Below are 17403 nucleotides of genomic sequence, written 5' to 3'. Positions count from 1 at the left end.
ATGCAGGGACATTTTTTCGAACGCCGTCCACTATACTGAACGCATGACTTCACGTAAGACCGTGGCCATCGCCGTCCCGCTCGAAGCTGAGCTCGTGGAACGGATCCGTGCCGTTGACCCGTCCATCACCGTCCTCTACGAACCGGACCTCCTGCCTCCCGAACGTTTCCCGGCGGACCATGCCGGTGATCCCGCCTTCAAGCGCAGCGAGGAGCAGGAGGAATGCTACTGGGCCATGCTCAACAGCGCCGAAGTGCTGTACGGCTTCCCCAACGAGAGCCCTGCGGGGCTGGCCCGGATCGCACGCGAAAATCCAAAGCTGCAATGGGTCCACGCCATGGCGGCGGGGGCGGGCGGGGCCGTCAAGGCTTCGGGTCTCAGCCAGGACATCCTGCAGAAGTTCAAGATCACGACCTCGGCCGGAGTGCACGCCCTGCCCCTCGCGGAATTCGCAGCGATGGGAATCCTGAACGGCTTCAAGCGGAGCGCGGAACTCGCGCAGGACCAGTCGGCAAAGGTCTGGCCCGAACTCCGGGTCCCCACCCGGCTGGTCAACGGATCCAACCTGGTTATTACCGGCCTGGGTGAGATCGGCCTGGAAACGGCCCGGATAGCCAAAGCGCTCGGCATGAAGGTCAGCGGCACCAAACGGACCGTTGAACCCATTGACGGCATCGACGAAGTGACAGACAACGAAGGCCTGCCGGGCCTCCTGGCCGCGGCAGACGCCGTCGTCAATACACTGCCCGGGACCGCCTACACGGAGAAACTGTTCAACCGTGAACTGTTCGCCGCCATGAAGCCCGGAACCACCTTCGTCAACGTGGGCCGCGGAACCGTGGTGGATGAGGAGGCGCTGCTGGAGGCGCTGGACAACGGCCAGGTGGGCTACGCGTGCCTGGACGTCTTCGCCGTGGAACCGCTGCCGCAGGACAGCCCCCTCTGGAACCACCCGAAGGTCATGGTCTCGCCGCACACTTCCGCGCTCAGCGCGGCGGAGAACAGGCTGATCACCGAGCGGTTCTGCAGCAACCTCCGGACGTTCCTGGACGGCGGGGATCTCCCCCACCTCGTGGACACCGTGCATTTCTACTAAGCCGGAGCACCCATGCGTATCGCCAGAATCAATACAGCAGCAGGTGCCCAGCATGCCGTCGAACGGGACGGCACGTGGCACCACGTCAGCGACCCCTTCGAGGCCCCCCTTTGCTACACGGGGGACGCCACTCCCCACGAAGAGGCCGTATTCCTCGCCCCGGTGGCACCCGCCGTCGTCATCGGCATTGGCCACAACCGGACCCTGAATGACCATCCCCTGCCCATCCAGGCATGGCACAAGTCCGTCCACACGGTGGCGAGCCCCGAGGATGCCATTGTGGCGGCCCGGGATCGCGGCATCGTCCATGCGGAGGGTGAACTCGCCGTCGTGATTGGCAAAACGGCCACGGACCTCACAGCGGAGAACGCCCTGGAGCACGTCCTGGGCTACACCTGCGTCAACGACGTCACCAACGTGGACCAGAACGCCGTGGACGAGCGGAACTTCCAGGGCAAGGCCGGCGTCAACTACACCCCCCTGGGTCCCTGGATAGAGACTGAACTCCCGGACCCCGAGCAGGCGGCCATCGACGTCCACGTCAACGGCACCGCCAGGGCCAGGTCCGGCACGTTCAACCTGCCCTCCAGCGTGGTCGAGTGCCTCACCTACGTCACGTCCTGGCTGACCCTTGAACCGGGTGACGTCGTGATGACGGGGGCACCCGACACCGCCGTTCCCGTGGAACCCGGCGACCGGGTAGACATCGTGGTGGAAGGCATCGGCACGTTGAGCAGCACCGTAGCCTGACGTCGGCGGCAGCGGCCTCGACGCCTTTATGATGGATAGCGTTCAGTTGACTGAACGCTCAGCCATCGTCCGGCGACCTAAGGAGAATCATGGTCGATTCCCATACCCCCGCTTCATCCGAAAAGCCGGGAGCCTCATCGCCGGCACCGGCAGTCACCCGGGCAGCAGCCGTACTGGACGCCCTCGCTGCCTCGGCTACCGGACGGCTGACCCTGAGCGACCTCTCGCGCGAGGTGGGAATTCCCAAGTCCTCCACCTCCAACCTCCTGCTGGCCCTGGAGGAAGCACGCCTGATCAGCAGACAGGGTGCAGAGTTCACCCTGGGCCGCAAGCTCGTGGAGCTCGGCGCGGCCTACCTTGGCCGCATGGATGAGGTGCAGGAGTTCTACCGATACTGCGAACAGGCCTCCGTCCTCTCCCGCGAGACGGTCCGGATCGCCATGCTGGACGGCGCGAACGTGATTTACCTTGCCCGCTACGAAGGCCATCCCGCCGTACGGCTCACGTCCAATATCGGCGACAAGATGCCCGTTTCCCTCTGCGCAGTGGGCAAGGCGCTGATCGCCCGGCTCAACTGGCATGACATCGAGGAGATGTTCCCGGATAACGCCGAACTCCCCGTCCTCACCCCCAAATCCCTGCGCACTGGCGCGGAACTGAAGGCACAGCTGAAGGAGATCCGCGAGCAGGGCTTCGCCTTCGAAGATGAGGAATCGACCACCGGGGTGGTGTGCCTCGCCGTCTCCGTCCCCACCCGCGGCGCCCACGGTCCCAGCCTTGGGCTCTCCGTCACGGCACTCAAGGCCACCTACACCCCCGAGCAGGGATCCCAGATGGTCAAGGAACTGCAGGGACTGGCCCACTCCCTGGGCAACCCCATGGGATAGGCGCGGCCCGCCCCCGCTTAACCCCTTCGCAAAACTGAAAACTATCGCCAGCCGTTCAGGATGCTGTATTGTGTTCAGCATAGTGACCGGCACAACAGGTGTTGTCGCTATCCCACCAGGCCAACGGGGGCCTGGAGTGCATTAGAGGGAGTTTTCGTGACAACTCGTACTAACTCACCGCAGGCCATCACGGACGGCGCCGTCGTCGATCCGGACCAGCTGCGAAGGGCAACACTTGCCAGCTCCGTAGGCTCCGCCTTGGAGTACTACGACTTCTACATCTACGGCCTTGCCTCGGCCCTGATCTTCGGACCGCTGTTCTTTGCCCCGCTTGGGGAGAGCGGAGCGGTCATCGCCTCCTTCGCCACCTACGGCGTCGGGTTCGCCGCCCGGCCGTTCGGCGGTGTGGTGTTCGGCCATATCGGCGACCGGTTCGGCCGCAAGATGGTGCTGATCCTGACCATCGGCCTGATGGGCCTGTCCAGCTGCGCCATCGGCCTGCTGCCCACCTTTGACCAGGCGGGAATGCTGGGCGCAGTGCTCCTGGTGACGCTGCGCATCCTGCAGGGCCTGGGCGCCGGGGCCGAGCAGGCAGGCGCCACCACCCTCATCTCGGAGGTGGCCCCGCGCCGCCGTCGCGGTTTCTTTGCTTCCCTTCCCTTCGTGGGCATCCAGCTGGGCACCCTCCTGGGCGCAGGCACCTTCGCCCTCATGGCGCTGGCTGACAAGGAAGTCCTGCACGGCTGGCTGTGGCGCGTTCCCTTCCTCGCAAGCATCATCCTGATTGCGATCGCGGTGTTCATCAGGCTGCGGCTCAAGGAGACCCCGGTCTTCCAGGAACTCGAAAAGCACAAGGCCGTGGTGAAGAACCCGGTGGGCCAGATCTGGAAGCACTCGAAGAAAAACGTACTGATCGGCATCGGCCTGCGGATGGGCGAAAACGGCAACTCGTCCATCTACTCTGCCCTGTTGGTCTCCTTTATCAGCATGCCGGCGGGGGTCTTTGCCGGGGACAAGTTCATCGGCCCCACGGGCCTGCTGATTGCCGCCGGCTTCGCCGCGGTGCTGGTGGTTGCCTTCGGCGCCCTGTCCGACCGCTACGGCCGGGTTCCCGTTTACCGCTACGGCGCGCTCTTCCAGGCCGTCATCGCCCTGCCCGCGTTTTACCTGGTCACACTCGGCAACGTCGCCCTGGTCTGGGTGGTCATGGTGGTGGGCATCGCCCTCGGCGTGCAGGCCATGCTCGGCCCGCAGTGCGCGCTGCTGCCCGAACTCTTCGGTTCCCAGCACCGCTTCACCGGCGTGGCCCTCAGCCGTGAACTCTCCGCGGTACTCGCCGGCGGCTTCGCCCCGATGATCGGCGTGGCACTGCTGGCCGCCACCAACCACTCCTGGCTCGTTCCGGCGCTTTATTCACTGGTCCTGGCAGCAATCTCCTTCGTCACCACGTTCGTCACCCCCGAGACCAACGGCCGTGACCTGGTGCTCGTGGAGGATGCCAGGTGAGCAGCGGCACCACCGTGCCCGCCCCGGCGGATCCTGCGCCCCAGCGTGCAGGGTTCGTCGGGCTGGGACTCATGGGTGCCCCCATGGCGGCCAACCTGCTCAAGGCAGGCTGGCAGGTCAAGGGGTGGAACCGCTCCCCCGGTGCCGTCCGGGCGCTCGAGGGGCTGGGCGGGACCGGCGTGGACAGCGTCACGGACCTGCGTGATGAACACGTCCTTATCTTCATGCTCCCCGACCTTCCATTCATCGAAGAGGCCGCGGCGGGGCTTCTTGAGGCGTGGCGGGAGGTGCCGCCCGCCCCTGGAACGCTCGTAGTGGTTATGAGCAGCGTGTCGCCGGTTGGTGTGCGGGCTTTCGCCAGCACTGTTGCGGACGCGAGTAATGGAAACGCCTCGGTGCTCGACGCGCCGGTCAGCGGCGGCACTGACGGCGCGCGGCGGGGAACCCTCGCCATCATGACGGGCGGATCGGAGCAGGACTTCCGGCGGATCCTGCCGGCCCTGGAAGCCATGGGCTCGTCAGTCCGCCTGCTCGGGGACCTGGGCGCGGGATCTCTGGCCAAGGCATGCAACCAGCTGATCGTAGGAACCACGACGGCGGCACTCGCCGAGGCTGCCGAACTCGCCGAAAGTTCCGGCATGGACGTCCACGCCCTCTTTGAGGTCCTGTCCGGCGGCCTGGCAGCCAGCCGGGTGCTGGAGCTCGTGGGCCCCCGACTGGCGGCAAAGGACTACACTCCGACGGGGCCCGCGAAGTTCATGCACAAGGACCTCTCCTTTGTCCTCGAAAGCGCCGGCACTGCCGGCACTGCCGCTCCCATGGCTTCGGCCGGCATCGACCTCTACGCGGATGTGGTGGCCCAAGGCCTGGGCGACCTGGACCTGGCCGCGGTGCGGCAGGCCATCGCCACTATGGGTACCGCGTAAAGTGCCACTGACCACCACCACGTAATCCCACAGCGCACATCGAGAAGAGGCCCCCTCCATGGACCACGCATCACCATTCGACCTGACCGGACGGACGGCCCTGGTCACCGGATCAAGCAGGGGCATCGGGAAGGCTTTGGCCGCGGGCCTCGCGCAGGCCGGTGCCACGGTGGTACTCCACGGACTGGACGGGGCACGCCTGGAAGCCAGCCGCAAAGAACTGGCAGCCATCTTCGGTGACGACAAGGTGGGCGCGGTCTCTTTCGACATCACAGCCGAAGGCCAAGTGGCGGCGGGGGTAGCCGAGGCCGAGGCAACCTTCGGCGCGCTCGACATCCTGGTGAACAACGCCGGCATCCAGCACCGGGTGCCCTTGCTGGAACTGGAAGTGGCGGACTGGAACCGGGTGCTCGCCACCGACCTCACCAGCGCCTTCCTGGTGGGCCGCGAGGTGGCCCGCCGGATGCTGGAGCGCAAGCGCGGGAAGATCATCAACATCGGCTCGGTCCAGTCGGACCTGGCCCGGCCAACCATCGGCGCCTACACGGCCGCCAAGGGCGGGCTCCGCAACCTGACCCGGGCCATGACGGCCGAATGGGCCTCCCAGGGTCTGCAAATCAACGGCATCGCCCCGGGCTACATCCACACCGAAATGACCCAGGTCCTGGTCGATGACGAGGCCTTCAACTCATGGATCCTCGGCAGGACACCGGCCGGCCGCTGGGGAACCGTGGAGGACCTGGCCGGGCCTGTCACCTGGCTGGCCTCGGACGCCTCCAACTACGTGAACGGCCAAACAATCTTTGTCGACGGCGGAATGACGACGGTGGTCTGACATGGCAACGGCAACAAGCAGCGCACTGTCAGGACAGGCCGTTGTGGTCCATGGCGTCAACGACCTCCGGATCGAAACCGTCGAACAGGCCGCCCCCCGGCCCCACGAAGCCGTGGTGGACATCGCCTACGGCGGCATCTGCGGATCGGACCTGCACTACTGGCTGCACGGGGCAGCCGGTGAATCGATCCTGCGCGCACCCCTGGTGCTGGGCCACGAAGTGGTGGGCACAGTTGTCCAGGCCGCGGCGGACGGCTCCGGCCCCGCCGTCGGCACCAACGTCGCCGTTCACCCTGCCACCCCGGGCGGAACGGGCGTCCGGTACCCGGAAGACCGACCCAACCTTTCGCCGGGCTGCACCTACCTGGGCAGCGCCGCGCGCTACCCGCACACCCAGGGCGCCTTCAGCCGCTATTCAGTCCTGCCCGCCAGGATGCTCCGGCCGCTCCCCAGGGGCCTGGACCTGCGCGCCGCCGCCCTCACCGAACCGGTCAGCGTCGCGTGGCATGCCGTCGCCCAGGCCGGCGACCTTGCCGGCAAACGCGTCCTGGTGATCGGCAGCGGTCCCATCGGCAGCCTCGTCGTGGCCGTTGCCAAGCGGGCGGGCGCCACGGAGATCATCGCCGTCGACATGCATGAGGAGCCCTTGAAGATCGCGACGGCGGTGGGCGCCACCGGGACCATCCTCGCCACCGACACAGACGCCATCGCAGCCGTGGAGGCCGACGTGGTGCTGGAATCTTCAGGCAACCACCGCGGCCTGGCGTCGGCGCTTCGCGGCGCCATGCGCGGCGGCCGCGTGGTCATGGTGGGGCTCCTGCCCAGCGGCGACCAGCCCGTCCCGATCTCCCTGGCCATCACCCGCGAACTCCAGCTGGTGGGCTCGTTCCGCTTCAATGCTGAGATTGACGACGTCCTGGCCGCCCTGGCCGACGGATCCCTGTACGTGGAGCCGGTGGTCACCCACGAATTCCCATCCACCCGGGCACTTGAAGCCTTCGAGCTTGCCAAAGACCCCACCAGGTCCGGCAAGGTGCTGATTTCGTTCCGCACCGGGTAAAGCCACCACGGATTCACGTGGCCGGTGAACCTGGCTGCGCCGGGACTCGACACTAACTGGCATTCCAATTGCTATATTCTGGTGTTTTCGCGCCGGGCAGGGGGTAGCCCGCGTACCGCACGTAGGAATGGCCCTTTATTGACAGCCAGCAGCAATGATCCAGGACCCGTGCAGGGGAGGGTCCACCAAAACGACTTCCTCGACTGCCCCACCGGCCTTGTCGAGTACTACTTCGAGGACGGAATCTTCCGCTGGTCTGACGGGCTGTACCGCATGTACGGGTATGAGCGGGGCGAGGTGGTCCCCTCCATGGACATGGTTATGCCCCATCTCGAGCCCGAAGACCGCCCAAGGGTCCAGGCGTATTGGGAGCACGTGTCCAAGAACGGCGGGCCGTCATCCATTTATGTGTCCATCCGGGACCGCAAGGACCGGCAGCACAAACTGCTTTACTCTGCCGACTACATCCTGGACGGAACCACCCCCATCGGTGTCTGGGGCGTAATCGTGGACCTGACCACGTCAATCCATTCGGACCGGCACCAACTCGCCACGGAGGCGGTGGCCGCGTCGGCCGTGAACCGGTCGGTCATTGAGCAGGCCAAGGGCATCCTGATGGGGCGCACCGGCATCACGGCCGACGAGGCCTACGGGCTCATGAGCCAACTGAGCCAGGATACGAACCGCAAGGTGTACGCGATCGCGCAGGAGATCGTCGAACGCACCACCGTCGGGGCCGGCAAACAGGGCAACCAGGACCATCCCCTGCTCTAGCTGCAGGACTGGAAGATGAATTACCCCTTCCGCTCCGCCCGGTAGACACTGGGGCTGACCCCGTGCAGGCGCCGGAACTGGCGGGAAAAGTAGAACTGGTCCTGCAGGCCCACTTCCCGGCCCACCTGCGCAATGGTCAGGTCGGTCGTATCCAGCAGATGCCGTGCGCGCGCCATCTTCAGGGCTGTGTGATGGGTAAGCACTCCCCCGCCGGTCGCCTCGCGGAACAGCTTGCTGAGGTGCGACGACGACACCCCCACCAGCGCGGCAAGCTCGGGCAGCCGGATGGTCCCGTCCGCCCGTTCCTCCAGGTAGTTCATCGCCTGCTGCAGCGGTGTCCCCTTCTCAGGGACGCGACGGTCCACCGCCAGCGTGGCCAGCAGCTTCCACGCCATGCCCGCCGTAACTACCAGCCGCGCCGGTGACTGGTCCTTCTCCAGTGCCGTGATGATCTCATCCAGCATGGCCGTCAAACGGTCCACGGCCAGCAGCGGGATGATGGGTCCATCGGGGCGTATCCCGGCCTCCGTAACCAGCTCGGGGACATCGCTTCCCCGCACGTGGCACCACCAGATCGTCCATGGATCATGTGTCGCGGCCCCGTATGCATGTGCCTGGCCGGTTCCGCCGGGAAGCACCACGGCGGTTCCCTTGCCTACGTCGGTCCGGGTACCGGCGGTTTCCACCCAGCCCCGTCCGGCCACGCAGAGGATAATGATGGTTTCCTCGGCACCGCCCGGACGGTAGCGTCCATGGTCCTCCGCGGCCGGGAAGACGCCTGCGTCCGTGACCACGAGGTGCCGGGTGATGGGACGGGCAAGCGCCTCACGGACCAGCGGACGTGGCACCACCACCAGCCTCTGGTTGGCGAACCCGTGTGCCCGCTCCACATCCGCTCCCTCCGTCACGAAACGTCCATCCTACGCCGGAGGGGCGCCTCAGGCTCGGGCTTCCCGCCATTCAGTCCAGTGCACCATCTGCACGCTGTCCAGGGCGAGCAGGTCCCCGTCCACGGCATCCCTTCGGAGCTGGGCCGGTGCGGGCACGCCCACCCTGGCTGCCTTGGGCAGCGGCAGGACCTGAAGGACGACGTCGGAACCTGGCTGGATGCCCACGTCACTGGTTTCGAGGATCCAGGGGGAGCCGTCCCAGAAACGGTCCGCCACCACCCTGCCGTCCACCACAAGGCGGGCGACATCGCCCGCCCAGGCGACCTCCAACTCAGCCAGCCCTCCCCCGGTGGTGGGTCCCGCCGTCGGAAGTTCCAGCCGGTACACCGCTGCGGAGTGGCTGATGGCTGCATCGTCCGGGGCTCCGGCCCGGCCCGCCAGTGAGCCGAAGAACGCAGGAACGGCCTGCGCGGAGCGGACAAGCTCCACCGGCACGGCCAGGCGTGCGGGCTCCAGTCCCTCCGTTTCGACGGCCACGTCCTCAAAGCAGCCAGGCTCCGGGGAGTACCGCCGGACTGCCGCCGTTCCCCCAGACCTTCCCGACAGCCGGCCCCCGGCATCCAGCCAGACTGGATCTGCGGACAGGACCAGCTCCCGGCCGCACGAGGTATCCAGGACCCAGGTCTGGTCCGCCAATACGGCGGGCAGCACCAAAATTGCCAAGGAACCTGTGGGGGTAGCCGCAGCCAGCGTCACCGGAGCAGAGGCAGCAACCACATAGGCGTTGCCCCCAAGCGCAGTTGCGGGGCCCTCCAGCACCGTCCCCTCCTGGAAACACAGCTGGGGCTCGATCCCCTCTTCGGCTGCAAGGACCAGGGTGGCCGAACCGTCGGCATCGAGAACGGTCAACGGCGTTGCCGTGGCCCACAGCAGCCGCACACCCCCAACTTCCAGGTTCACCGGCCACGCCGCGATGGTGCCGGCGGGAACGTCCACGGGCGCGGCGGGAAACGTCACCGTCTCCACATCGAGGTCCAGCCGGAACTGCGCACCGGAGTATTCCGGAAGGGGAATATGCGGCTGGTGCCAGGTGATGAAGACAAATCCGGAGTTCCCATCGGAGCGAAGGGCCCAGCGGAGGGTCGCCGAATCCTCCACCCCGGAGGGCACCCGGTCCGGCAGCGTGGAGGGCATCGGCGCCAGAAGCTCTCCGAACGCGGCCAGGAACGCGTGCTGCCGGCGCAGCAGCCCGAAACTCTGCGCCAGCCGGCCCGAGGTGCCGATCGGAGCGTGGAAGTCGTAGTCGAATGCCGGAAGATCGTTGGGGTAACCCGTCGCCTGCGATTCCTGCAGCTCCGGCCCCGGGTTCATGCCGCCGGCGAACATGTAGTAGCCCTGCCAACTGGAGCCGCTGCCGATCTTGTTGTTCGCCACCGCCGCCACATCCTTGCCCGAAGGCCAGGGCCGGCGCTGGTACGCAGTAGCCATGCCGCCGGTCAGCTCGCAGGTGGCAGGCGGGTAGAGCTCGGATGGCGAGCGCGGAGCGGAAGCCTCCGCCCCGGAAAAATGCTCGCGCAAATCCGCGCCGATGCCGGGATCGTCCCACTGGTGACTGAAGAGGTAGTGCTGTCTGAAGGTGGGGTTCCAGGGAGCGTCGGCGTCCACCCAGAACCCGTCGCCGTAGCCCCCGAAGACCGGCAGCACATCCTCCAAGGGAAGATCGGCACCGCCCCATGCAGTCGCCGTCCAGATCGGGGCAGTGATCCCCGACGCACGCGCCAGCCTCTTCAGCTCGGTGATATGCCCGGGCTGGTCGTACAGCTCGTTCTCCAGCTGGATGCCGATCACGTTGCTGCCCGGCCCGGTCAACCCGTTCAACTGGGCACCAATGAGGTTGAACCAGCGCTCTACCAGTGCCAAGTACGCGGGATCGTTGGTGCGGTGCCCGACGTCGGCGGCCTGCACCCAGTCCGGAAACCCGCCGTTGCGGGCCTCGCCGTGGGCCCAAGGCCCGATGCGCAGGACGACGTCCAGGTCCAGGGCCGCGCACAGCCGGACGAAGGCAACGACGTCCAGGTTGCCGTCAAACCGTGGCTCCCCCTGCACCGGCTCGTAGTGGATCCAGAAAATGTAGCAGGCCACCACGGTGATGCCGCCGGCCTTCATCAGCCGGAGCCGGTCCTCCCAGCGGTTCCGGGGAAGCCTGCTGAAGTGGATCTCCCCCGACACCGGAATGTAAGGGCCACCGTCGCGCTCCAGATAGTGGCTGGTAAGCCGCCAGCGGTTGTGCACGTCCTCGGTATTGCTCATGGCAGGCAGTTGCCGCCGCCCGGCGAAAGGCCGGTGGACGGCAGTCAGCAGCTCAAGGGCGGTGTGTTGGCCAGTCAATGCGGGAGTCCTTCAGTTCGCAGGGGCGGTAAGTATCAGCTTGTTGACGCGGCGTTGCCACGCCTCGTCGGCCCACAGGGGATGGTGGGGAGCCGCGTTGGAGCAGGGCACCATGCCCCATACGCCATGGTCCAGGGCTGTGCGGATGCCGTGCTCGGCCAGGTCCCGCCCTACCGGCCCCTCCTCGAACGTGCCCAGGAGCGGGGTGTACCCGATCCAGCCCTCACCCACCAGGGCGGGCACGTTTTTCCACCGCGCCCAGGCGGCGATGGCGATGACGCGGGACTCGATCTCGCGCCGCATCACCTCCCGGTAGGGACCGTAGTTGTTGTACAGCCAGGTGTCCCACGCGTCCGGGTCGATCCAGTCGTAGCCGTAAAACATCTGGTCGGTCACCACGGTGGCGCGGTATTTCCAGGCGGCGAGGCGGCCGTAGTCCGGAAAAGGAGGTGCGTCTGCCCGCAGCAGCGCACGCAGTGCCGGGTTGGGGAAGCCGTCGGTCCCCTCGGACCGAATGTCGATCTGCTGCTGCAGCGCGTCCAGCACGCCATAGCTGTAGACATGGAATTGCGCTGCACCCAGGCCGTCGGGCACCGTGTGCATGGCCAGGTGCGGGGGTTTTCCGTAGCTGGCCGTCACCAGCAGGTCGGGATGCAGCCGGCGCAGGCGCTGTACCTGCTCGCTGCCGCCGTCGGCCAGGGCCGGCAGGATGGAAAAGTCCACCTCGTTGTGCAGTTCCACGAGGGCGATGCTGTCCCGGTGCCCGGCGTCGGAGACCGCCCGGATCAACCGGTCCCAGGCTGCGGCCAGGACCCCGTACCGGTCCGCCAGCGGGACGGCATCGATGGCTTCGAACCACTGCGGCGACGCGGCGAACACCGGAGACTGCTGGTACTCCCAGCTGGCCAGGACCACCACCAGGCCATGCCGTTGGGCGGCGTCGAACAGGTCCAGCAGCCGCTGCCGCAGGTTCAGCCTGTACCCGCCCGGGGCGTCATACCAGCGCGTCCCGCGGCCGTACATACCGCCGTCGGGCGCCGTGCCCAGTCCCTCGATCTCCAGATCCTCCGCCAGCGCGTCCAGGCCCAGGCCTCCGAAGAGCAGCAACGGCGCGGCGCAGATGCGGATGGCGTTGTACCCGAGCTCCGCTGCCTTGGCACACGCCTTGTCCAGGTCCGCGTACGGCCCGCCGTCCTCGGCGCGGGTGTACCAGGAGAAGTCCCAGAGCGAGATGGCCATGCGGGAGGGAAGGTGCGCCGGCGGCGCGCCGGTCAGGCTGCGCGTGTCGACTTCCAGGGTCCCGGACCCGAGGTATCGCGGTTCTTCAGTCACCGGGAGACCTCTTCCTTCATTTGCAGGGGCCCGGACAGCCGGCCGCGCCTGGCCAGTTCCCGAAGCGAGGCCGCCGCAGCGCCACGCGACGCAGCGGTATCAGTGGCGAACAGCAAAAGCTCCGGCCGCGAGGTGGCGAAATAGTCGGGTTGCGCGGGCGCCGCCTCCAGTTCGGCTGCCCGGATTTCCAGGCTGTCCCAGATCCGGTCCGCTTCCTGGCGCCTCCCCAGACGGATGAAAGCCACACCCCTCCAGTAGTCGGCCGGCCCGGCCGGACCCCGATCCACGGCCAACGCATTCCCCCCGCCGCAGGCTGCAGCCCAGGCCTCCCTCGCAGCCACGCCGCCACCTGACCGTTCCAGCGCATCGCCCAGCGCCACGAGCCGTTCAGCCATGCTGTCCCCCGGATGCCGCCCCTCGCCCAGGTTCGCCGGCGCTGCGATGCCCTCGCGCAGCAGGGTGATTGCCGCCGTCGGCTCCTGCTCCATTAACGTCCGCGCCTGCTGGACCGCGGCCCGGTCGTAGGCGGCGAGCGCCAGCCCCTCGCCGCCTTCAAAGGGCTGGAAGGTGCGCGAGGCCAGGAGTGCCAGGGCGTCGTGGGCGCGTCCGACGTCGGTCAACAGGTTGGCGTAGAGGACGGCGAGATCAGCACGGGCCAGGACGGCGGGCCCCTGCTGTTCGATGTCCGCGATACGCTGCTCGGCAGGCAGGCCGCGCAGCCCCGACAGCACGGCCCGTTCAAAGACAAGCCGGGCGTCCCCCGGACTGAGGTTTAAAGCCCGCGCAAGGCAGTTGTCGGCAGTGGCGGGGTCGCCACCGGTGTTGGTCACAGCCAGGGCGCTGTTCCGCCACACCACAGGGTCTGTGCTGCCGTGTGCCATGGCCTGCTCCAGGTGGCCCAGAGCGTCGGCGGTCCGCCCGCTGTCCAGCAGCCAGCAGCCCAGGAGTCCGTGGGCCACGTGGTCGCGCGGGTCGGCTTCGAGGGCGCGGAGCAGCGCGTCATAGTCATCCAGGCCGTAGGGGAAGGCGTAGCACGAGTCCGCGCACCGGGCCTTCGTGCGCTCGGCAGCCGCGGCCCGGAAATCCAGGAGTTCCTCCAACCAACAGGCACGCAGATAGTGGCGGAGCGGACCGGGGTTGCCGAACGCCGGGTAGTCCGCGGCTTCGGCTTCGGCTTCGGTCAGGTCCAGGGCACGCTGCCACTGCCCCGCCCGGGCCAGCCAGCAGGCCACAGTCAGCCCGGTCTTCGGATCCGCCACGTCCAGGGCCCCCGCGAGCGCCAGGGCCACGGGATCCAGCGGGTCGGCGGCCACGATGTCCTGCAGCAACTGCCCACTCTCCGTCCTGCACCCCAGCTGTTCCAGCGCCAGGTACCGGAGGTGCCGTGCTTCGGGGCTGGTGGTTTCCAGGGACGATGCGGCGTCAGCGTGCTGCAGGGCACGGGCTGGGTCTTCGCCGCGCAGGGCCAGCCGGGCCAGCGCAAGCTGCGCCGGATGTGCCCATGCCCTGTCCCAGGCAGCCTTCCCAAACCGTTCCCGGGCTTCGTCCATGAGGCCAAGGCGTTCCAGGACGAGGCCCAGCCGGTAGCTGGCCTCCCCGCTGGGCGGGTTAAGGTTCCGCCGGGTCAGTCGTGCCAGTGCATTCGCCAGCAGGTCCCGCGCCTGGCCGTAGCGGCCTTCCCGGTACCTGGCTGCGCTCAAGGCGATGGACGCGCGGGAGTCCAACGGATCCCGGCGGATCATCTCCTCGAAGTAGGGCAACGGCGACCGTGTGGGGTGCCGGTTTTGCGCCAGGTGGGTTGCGGTGACAAACAGCTCGTCCTGGCTTTCCATATCCCGCGGCTGCGCGGGTTCGGTGGCCACCCAGGGCCCGGCCGCATTATCGACGGGCTCCCGGGGCGTCCAGGTAATGAGTTCGCGCCCGGCATCGAGGACCTGGAGCGTCAAGTCCGTTGCCCTGGCCGGCGAGGGCAGGTCAAAGGTGGCGGTAAACGGATGCGCTGGCGAGAGAAGGACAGTCCAGCTCCGGACCGTTTCGCCGGAGCACTTCAGGACAACGGCCGCATGTTCCCTGCGGGTGGTGCCGGAGACGCCAACGGTGGCGGTCCTGCCGGAACCGTCCAGGGAAAGCGCGACGGCGGCGTCCAGGTTCGCCTGGTGCGCTGGCCCCATCTGCCGGATGGGGTACCAGTACTGGCTGAAGGTGCGCGTCTCGCCCGGGGCGAGGTAGCTGAAGTCCGGCTGGTTGTCCGTGAAGACGCCGGCCATCAGCTCAACGTACGGGCCGTCGTCGTCCGTTAGATGCCCGTCCCATGCCTGGCCCACCGGACCGTTGCCCCACGTCCACTGCTTCTTGCCGGGCGCGATGCTGCGGTCCGCCCAATGGACGAACCCGGCATCCGCCTGGTGGTCGTAACCGCCGAAGAAGCTGTCCGCCGTGTCCGTAACCATGTAGGAGGTGGGGACGGGGATGTTGGCGTAGAAGTCGAGCCGGTCCGCGTCCGGCCGGCCCTCGGCAGGGCTGCTTGCGGCGGCCAGCGCGGGATAGTCCACGCCGTAATAGGGCCGGTCAGCGCGCGGAAAAGCGGTGATGGCCCGGCGGGCGTGGTCCGCCACGTACCGGACGTCGGTGGGAAAGAAAGACTGGTAGCTGTCATGCGCCCGCGCGGCCACGTTGGCCCACCAGAGGAAGGTCTGCGGCTCATCGGTCCGGTTATGCAGCCGCGCATCGACCTCGATGAGTGAACTGCCGGGCCGGAGCCGGACGCCGTGGGTGCCCCGCATCCGCTGCAGCGGGTCCAGGTCGCTGTGCCAGACGGTCACGTCACCGTTGCCGGCGCGCTCAACGGCCGTTTCCACCGGCAGGAACGTGGCGGGCCGGTGGTGCTGCGGCCAGTTGAACTCCACCCCGCCGGAGATCCACGGCCCGGCCAGGCCCACCAGCCCGGGCTTGATCACGTTGTTCCGGTAAAAGAAGTCGTAGCCGGTGGTCTTGTCGTAGCCGACGTGGATGCGGCCCCCGATCTCCGGGAGCAGCATCAGGCGGACGTACTCATTCTCCAGGTGGATGGCCTGCCACAGCCTGGGCTGTTTCACCGCCTCGATGCTGTCGATGAACGGCATCGGATATACCTTGCCGCTGGATCCCTGGTAGACGCGCCGGTCCAGGAACAGCGGATATCTGTCCGGCTTACCGGGTGCGTAAGTGTCGATCCATACCGGCTCGCTCCAGCAGGCCACGCCGCCTGCCGCCAGGAGGTCCTGCTGGCCAGCGGGGGCGTCGGGCAGGAGGATCATGCTGGGGTTTTGGGGGTCGCTGGTCACCCCTCAAGGCTATGGAGCCCTGGAACCGGTTCCCATGGCAAAAACGATCAGCTATATGGACGATCGTGTACCACGCGGGAGTGGACGCCGGCGATTCCCGCGGCGCCTGTCCGCCGGATTGCTACAGAGCCAGGCGCGGCCCGTCCGCCACTACCGGCGCCGAGGACACCACAGGCAGGGCGTCGGTGAGGGCCTCGACAATGGCCATCTGGCCTGTGGAGTCCGGAACGCCCGGGTACTGGACATGGGCAGCTTCCGCAGGCTCGGCGGCCGCCTCCTCCGAGCGCATCCGGACCAGCGCCACCGCGGAGATGAGGAACCACGCAACGTTAGTGACCACGGACGGCCAGGCGCTGTGCAGGGTGCCGTTGATGATGAAGGCCACGGAACCGAAGAGGTTCGCTGTCTGGAAGCCCTTCCCTGCCTTCAGCCAGCCCATGGAAACGGCGAGGTACGCACTGAGAATCGCAACCGCGCCTGCCCAGCCGGCGATTTCCCACAGCAGATTCATGGCGTCCTTTCAAGGGTCCCGAGCAGTATTCGGGCAGGGTTTAGGAGGGGGTGAAACAGGGTTGGTTTGCCGGTGCCGGGTTTCTCGAGCCCTGTTCGGGCGAGGACCTCATGCTGGTCAGCGGGATAATCATACCCTCCGCCGCAGGGTCAAAATGTCCACCGGAACCCCGGTGTCCGGACTCTGGACAACCCCTCCCGGACGTAGCACGATCGGAGCTGTGACCAGCACACCCGCCAATGATCCGTACCTGCGCGAACTCGTCCAGCTGAGGCGCGTCAAGGACCGGATGGACCGCGAGTACGCCCAGCCGCTCGACGTCGAATCGCTCGCCAAGGACGTCCACATGTCCGCAGGCCATTTCAGCCGCCGCTTCAAGCTCGCCTACGGCGAATCGCCCTACAGCTACCTCATGACGCGCCGAATCGAACGGGCCATGGCACTGCTGCGCAAGGGTGACCTCAGCGTCACGGAGGTGTGCTTCGCCGTCGGCTGTTCCTCCTTGGGGACTTTCAGCACCCGCTTCAGCGAACTGGTGGGAATGCCCCCGAGCGTATATAAGCAAGAAGCGGGAGGATCGACGGCGGGGATCCCCGCTTGCGTGGCGAAACAGGTCACCAGACCGGTCAGGAATCGAGAAGCGCCCACCCCTGAGCCGTTACTAGCATGACTGCCATGGACATCAACATTTCCTCAACCTTCCTTCCCGCAACCGATCCCGATGCTTCGCTGGCGTTCTACCGCGACGCTTTGGGCTTCGAAATCCGCAACGACGTGGGCCGCGGCACCATGCGCTGGATTACCGTTGGCCCCGCCGGGCAGAAGGACGTTTCCATCGTCCTGCACCCGCCTGCAGTAGACCCCGGAATCACCGAGGATGAGCGCCGTACCATCACCGAAATGATGGCCAAGGGCACCTACGCCACCATCGTGCTCTCCGCCCCCGACGTGGACGCCGCCTTCGCCAAGGTGGAGGCGACCGGGGCCGACGTTGTCCAGGAACCCATCGACCAGCCGTACGGCATCCGCGACTGCGCCTTCCGCGACCCCGCCGGGAACACCGTCCGCATCAACCAGCAGCCTTAGGCATATAAACAGCCACGTATATAAGGGACGACGCCGGTC

At 67.1% G+C, this 17403-nt stretch carries 15 protein-coding genes; 10 read left to right on the top strand and 5 right to left on the bottom strand.

The window, feature by feature from the left end; genetic code table 11:
- Positions 1-43 precede the first annotated feature (43 nt).
- The 8 genes from LFT49_RS00570 to LFT49_RS00535 all read left to right on the top strand — a co-directional run bounded on the left by LFT49_RS00570 (position 44) and on the right by LFT49_RS00535 (position 7834).
- The gene (locus LFT49_RS00570; RefSeq protein ID WP_237429389.1) at positions 44-1096 is read left to right on the top strand and encodes a D-2-hydroxyacid dehydrogenase; all 1053 of its coding nucleotides are present in this window, start codon (positions 44-46) and stop codon (positions 1094-1096) included.
- A 12-nt stretch (positions 1097-1108) separates the two neighbouring features.
- Positions 1109-1846 carry a fumarylacetoacetate hydrolase family protein gene (locus tag LFT49_RS00565; RefSeq protein ID WP_237429388.1) on the top strand — a complete coding sequence of 246 codons (738 nt, stop codon included), beginning with the start codon at positions 1109-1111 and terminating at the stop codon, positions 1844-1846.
- Positions 1847-1935: 89 nt separating this feature from the next.
- Positions 1936-2733: an IclR family transcriptional regulator gene (locus tag LFT49_RS00560; RefSeq protein WP_237429387.1), complete on the top strand. Its 798-nt coding sequence runs from the start codon at positions 1936-1938 to the stop codon at positions 2731-2733.
- Between the two features lie 156 nt (positions 2734-2889).
- Positions 2890-4239, top strand: coding sequence for an MFS transporter (locus tag LFT49_RS00555; RefSeq protein ID WP_237429386.1), 1350 nt, complete (start codon positions 2890-2892; stop codon positions 4237-4239).
- Between the two features lie 71 nt (positions 4240-4310).
- On the top strand, positions 4311-5165 hold the full coding sequence (locus LFT49_RS00550; RefSeq protein ID WP_237430577.1) for an NAD(P)-dependent oxidoreductase: 855 nt from the start codon (positions 4311-4313) through the stop codon (positions 5163-5165).
- A gap of 58 nt (positions 5166-5223) precedes the next feature.
- Positions 5224-6000 carry an SDR family oxidoreductase gene (locus LFT49_RS00545; RefSeq protein ID WP_237429385.1) on the top strand — a complete coding sequence of 259 codons (777 nt, stop codon included), beginning with the start codon at positions 5224-5226 and terminating at the stop codon, positions 5998-6000.
- Between the two features lies 1 nt (position 6001).
- On the top strand, positions 6002-7060 hold the full coding sequence (locus tag LFT49_RS00540; RefSeq protein ID WP_237429384.1) for an L-idonate 5-dehydrogenase: 1059 nt from the start codon (positions 6002-6004) through the stop codon (positions 7058-7060).
- A 138-nt stretch (positions 7061-7198) separates the two neighbouring features.
- Positions 7199-7834, top strand: a complete 636-nt coding sequence (locus LFT49_RS00535) for a PAS and ANTAR domain-containing protein (protein WP_237429383.1) — start codon at positions 7199-7201, stop codon at positions 7832-7834.
- A gap of 20 nt (positions 7835-7854) precedes the next feature.
- Here the strand turns inward: LFT49_RS00535 and LFT49_RS00530 are convergent, their stop codons facing one another.
- From LFT49_RS00530 to LFT49_RS00510, 5 genes are all read right to left on the bottom strand, one after another.
- Positions 7855-8742 carry a helix-turn-helix transcriptional regulator gene (locus LFT49_RS00530; protein ID WP_237429382.1) on the bottom strand — a complete coding sequence of 296 codons (888 nt, stop codon included), beginning with the start codon at positions 8740-8742 and terminating at the stop codon, positions 7855-7857.
- Between the two features lie 30 nt (positions 8743-8772).
- Complete coding sequence (locus tag LFT49_RS00525) at positions 8773-11112, bottom strand: beta-galactosidase (RefSeq protein ID WP_237429381.1); 2340 nt, start codon at positions 11110-11112, stop codon at positions 8773-8775.
- Between the two features lie 12 nt (positions 11113-11124).
- Positions 11125-12444 (bottom strand): cellulase-like family protein, encoded by a 1320-nt coding sequence (locus LFT49_RS00520; protein WP_237429380.1) that lies wholly within the window; start codon positions 12442-12444, stop codon positions 11125-11127.
- Positions 12441-15767, bottom strand: a complete 3327-nt coding sequence (locus LFT49_RS00515; protein ID WP_237429379.1) for a DUF5107 domain-containing protein — start codon at positions 15765-15767, stop codon at positions 12441-12443. The genes LFT49_RS00520 and LFT49_RS00515 overlap by 4 nt, the downstream gene beginning before the upstream one ends.
- A 121-nt stretch (positions 15768-15888) precedes the next feature.
- On the bottom strand, positions 15889-16278 hold the full coding sequence (locus tag LFT49_RS00510) for a CBU_0592 family membrane protein (RefSeq protein ID WP_236800475.1): 390 nt from the start codon (positions 16276-16278) through the stop codon (positions 15889-15891).
- Positions 16279-16498: 220 nt separating this feature from the next.
- Here LFT49_RS00510 and LFT49_RS00505 point away from each other — a divergent pair, with 220 nt between their 5' ends.
- Both LFT49_RS00505 and LFT49_RS00500 read left to right on the top strand, forming a co-directional pair.
- A complete protein-coding gene (locus LFT49_RS00505) occupies positions 16499-16948 on the top strand; it encodes a helix-turn-helix transcriptional regulator (RefSeq protein WP_237429378.1) in 450 nt (149 codons plus the stop codon).
- Complete coding sequence (locus LFT49_RS00500) at positions 16945-17364, top strand: VOC family protein (protein ID WP_236800473.1); 420 nt, start codon at positions 16945-16947, stop codon at positions 17362-17364. Before LFT49_RS00505 ends, LFT49_RS00500 begins: the two co-directional genes overlap by 4 nt.
- The last annotated feature ends 39 nt before the right edge of the window (positions 17365-17403 follow it).

Source organism: Arthrobacter sp. FW306-06-A (assembly GCF_021870055.1).
Classification (GTDB): Bacteria; Actinomycetota; Actinomycetes; order Actinomycetales; family Micrococcaceae; genus Arthrobacter.
This window is presented reverse-complemented; position numbering and strand designations above follow the sequence as displayed.

Bases quoted from the DNA above. Each gene is read 5' to 3' on its own strand.
- LFT49_RS00510 (WP_236800475.1), bottom strand. From the start codon at position 16,278: ATGAATCTGCTGTGGGAAATCGCCGGCTGGGCAGGCGCGGTTGCGATT.
- LFT49_RS00540 (WP_237429384.1), top strand. From the start codon at position 6,002: ATGGCAACGGCAACAAGCAGCGCACTGTCAGGACAGGCCGTTGTGGTC.
- LFT49_RS00570 (WP_237429389.1), top strand. From the start codon at position 44: ATGACTTCACGTAAGACCGTGGCCATCGCCGTCCCGCTCGAAGCTGAG.
- LFT49_RS00545 (WP_237429385.1), top strand. From the start codon at position 5,224: ATGGACCACGCATCACCATTCGACCTGACCGGACGGACGGCCCTGGTC.
- LFT49_RS00550 (WP_237430577.1), top strand. From the start codon at position 4,311: ATGGGTGCCCCCATGGCGGCCAACCTGCTCAAGGCAGGCTGGCAGGTC.
- LFT49_RS00500 (WP_236800473.1), top strand. From the start codon at position 16,945: ATGACTGCCATGGACATCAACATTTCCTCAACCTTCCTTCCCGCAACC.
- LFT49_RS00565 (WP_237429388.1), top strand. From the start codon at position 1,109: ATGCGTATCGCCAGAATCAATACAGCAGCAGGTGCCCAGCATGCCGTC.
- LFT49_RS00560 (WP_237429387.1), top strand. From the start codon at position 1,936: ATGGTCGATTCCCATACCCCCGCTTCATCCGAAAAGCCGGGAGCCTCA.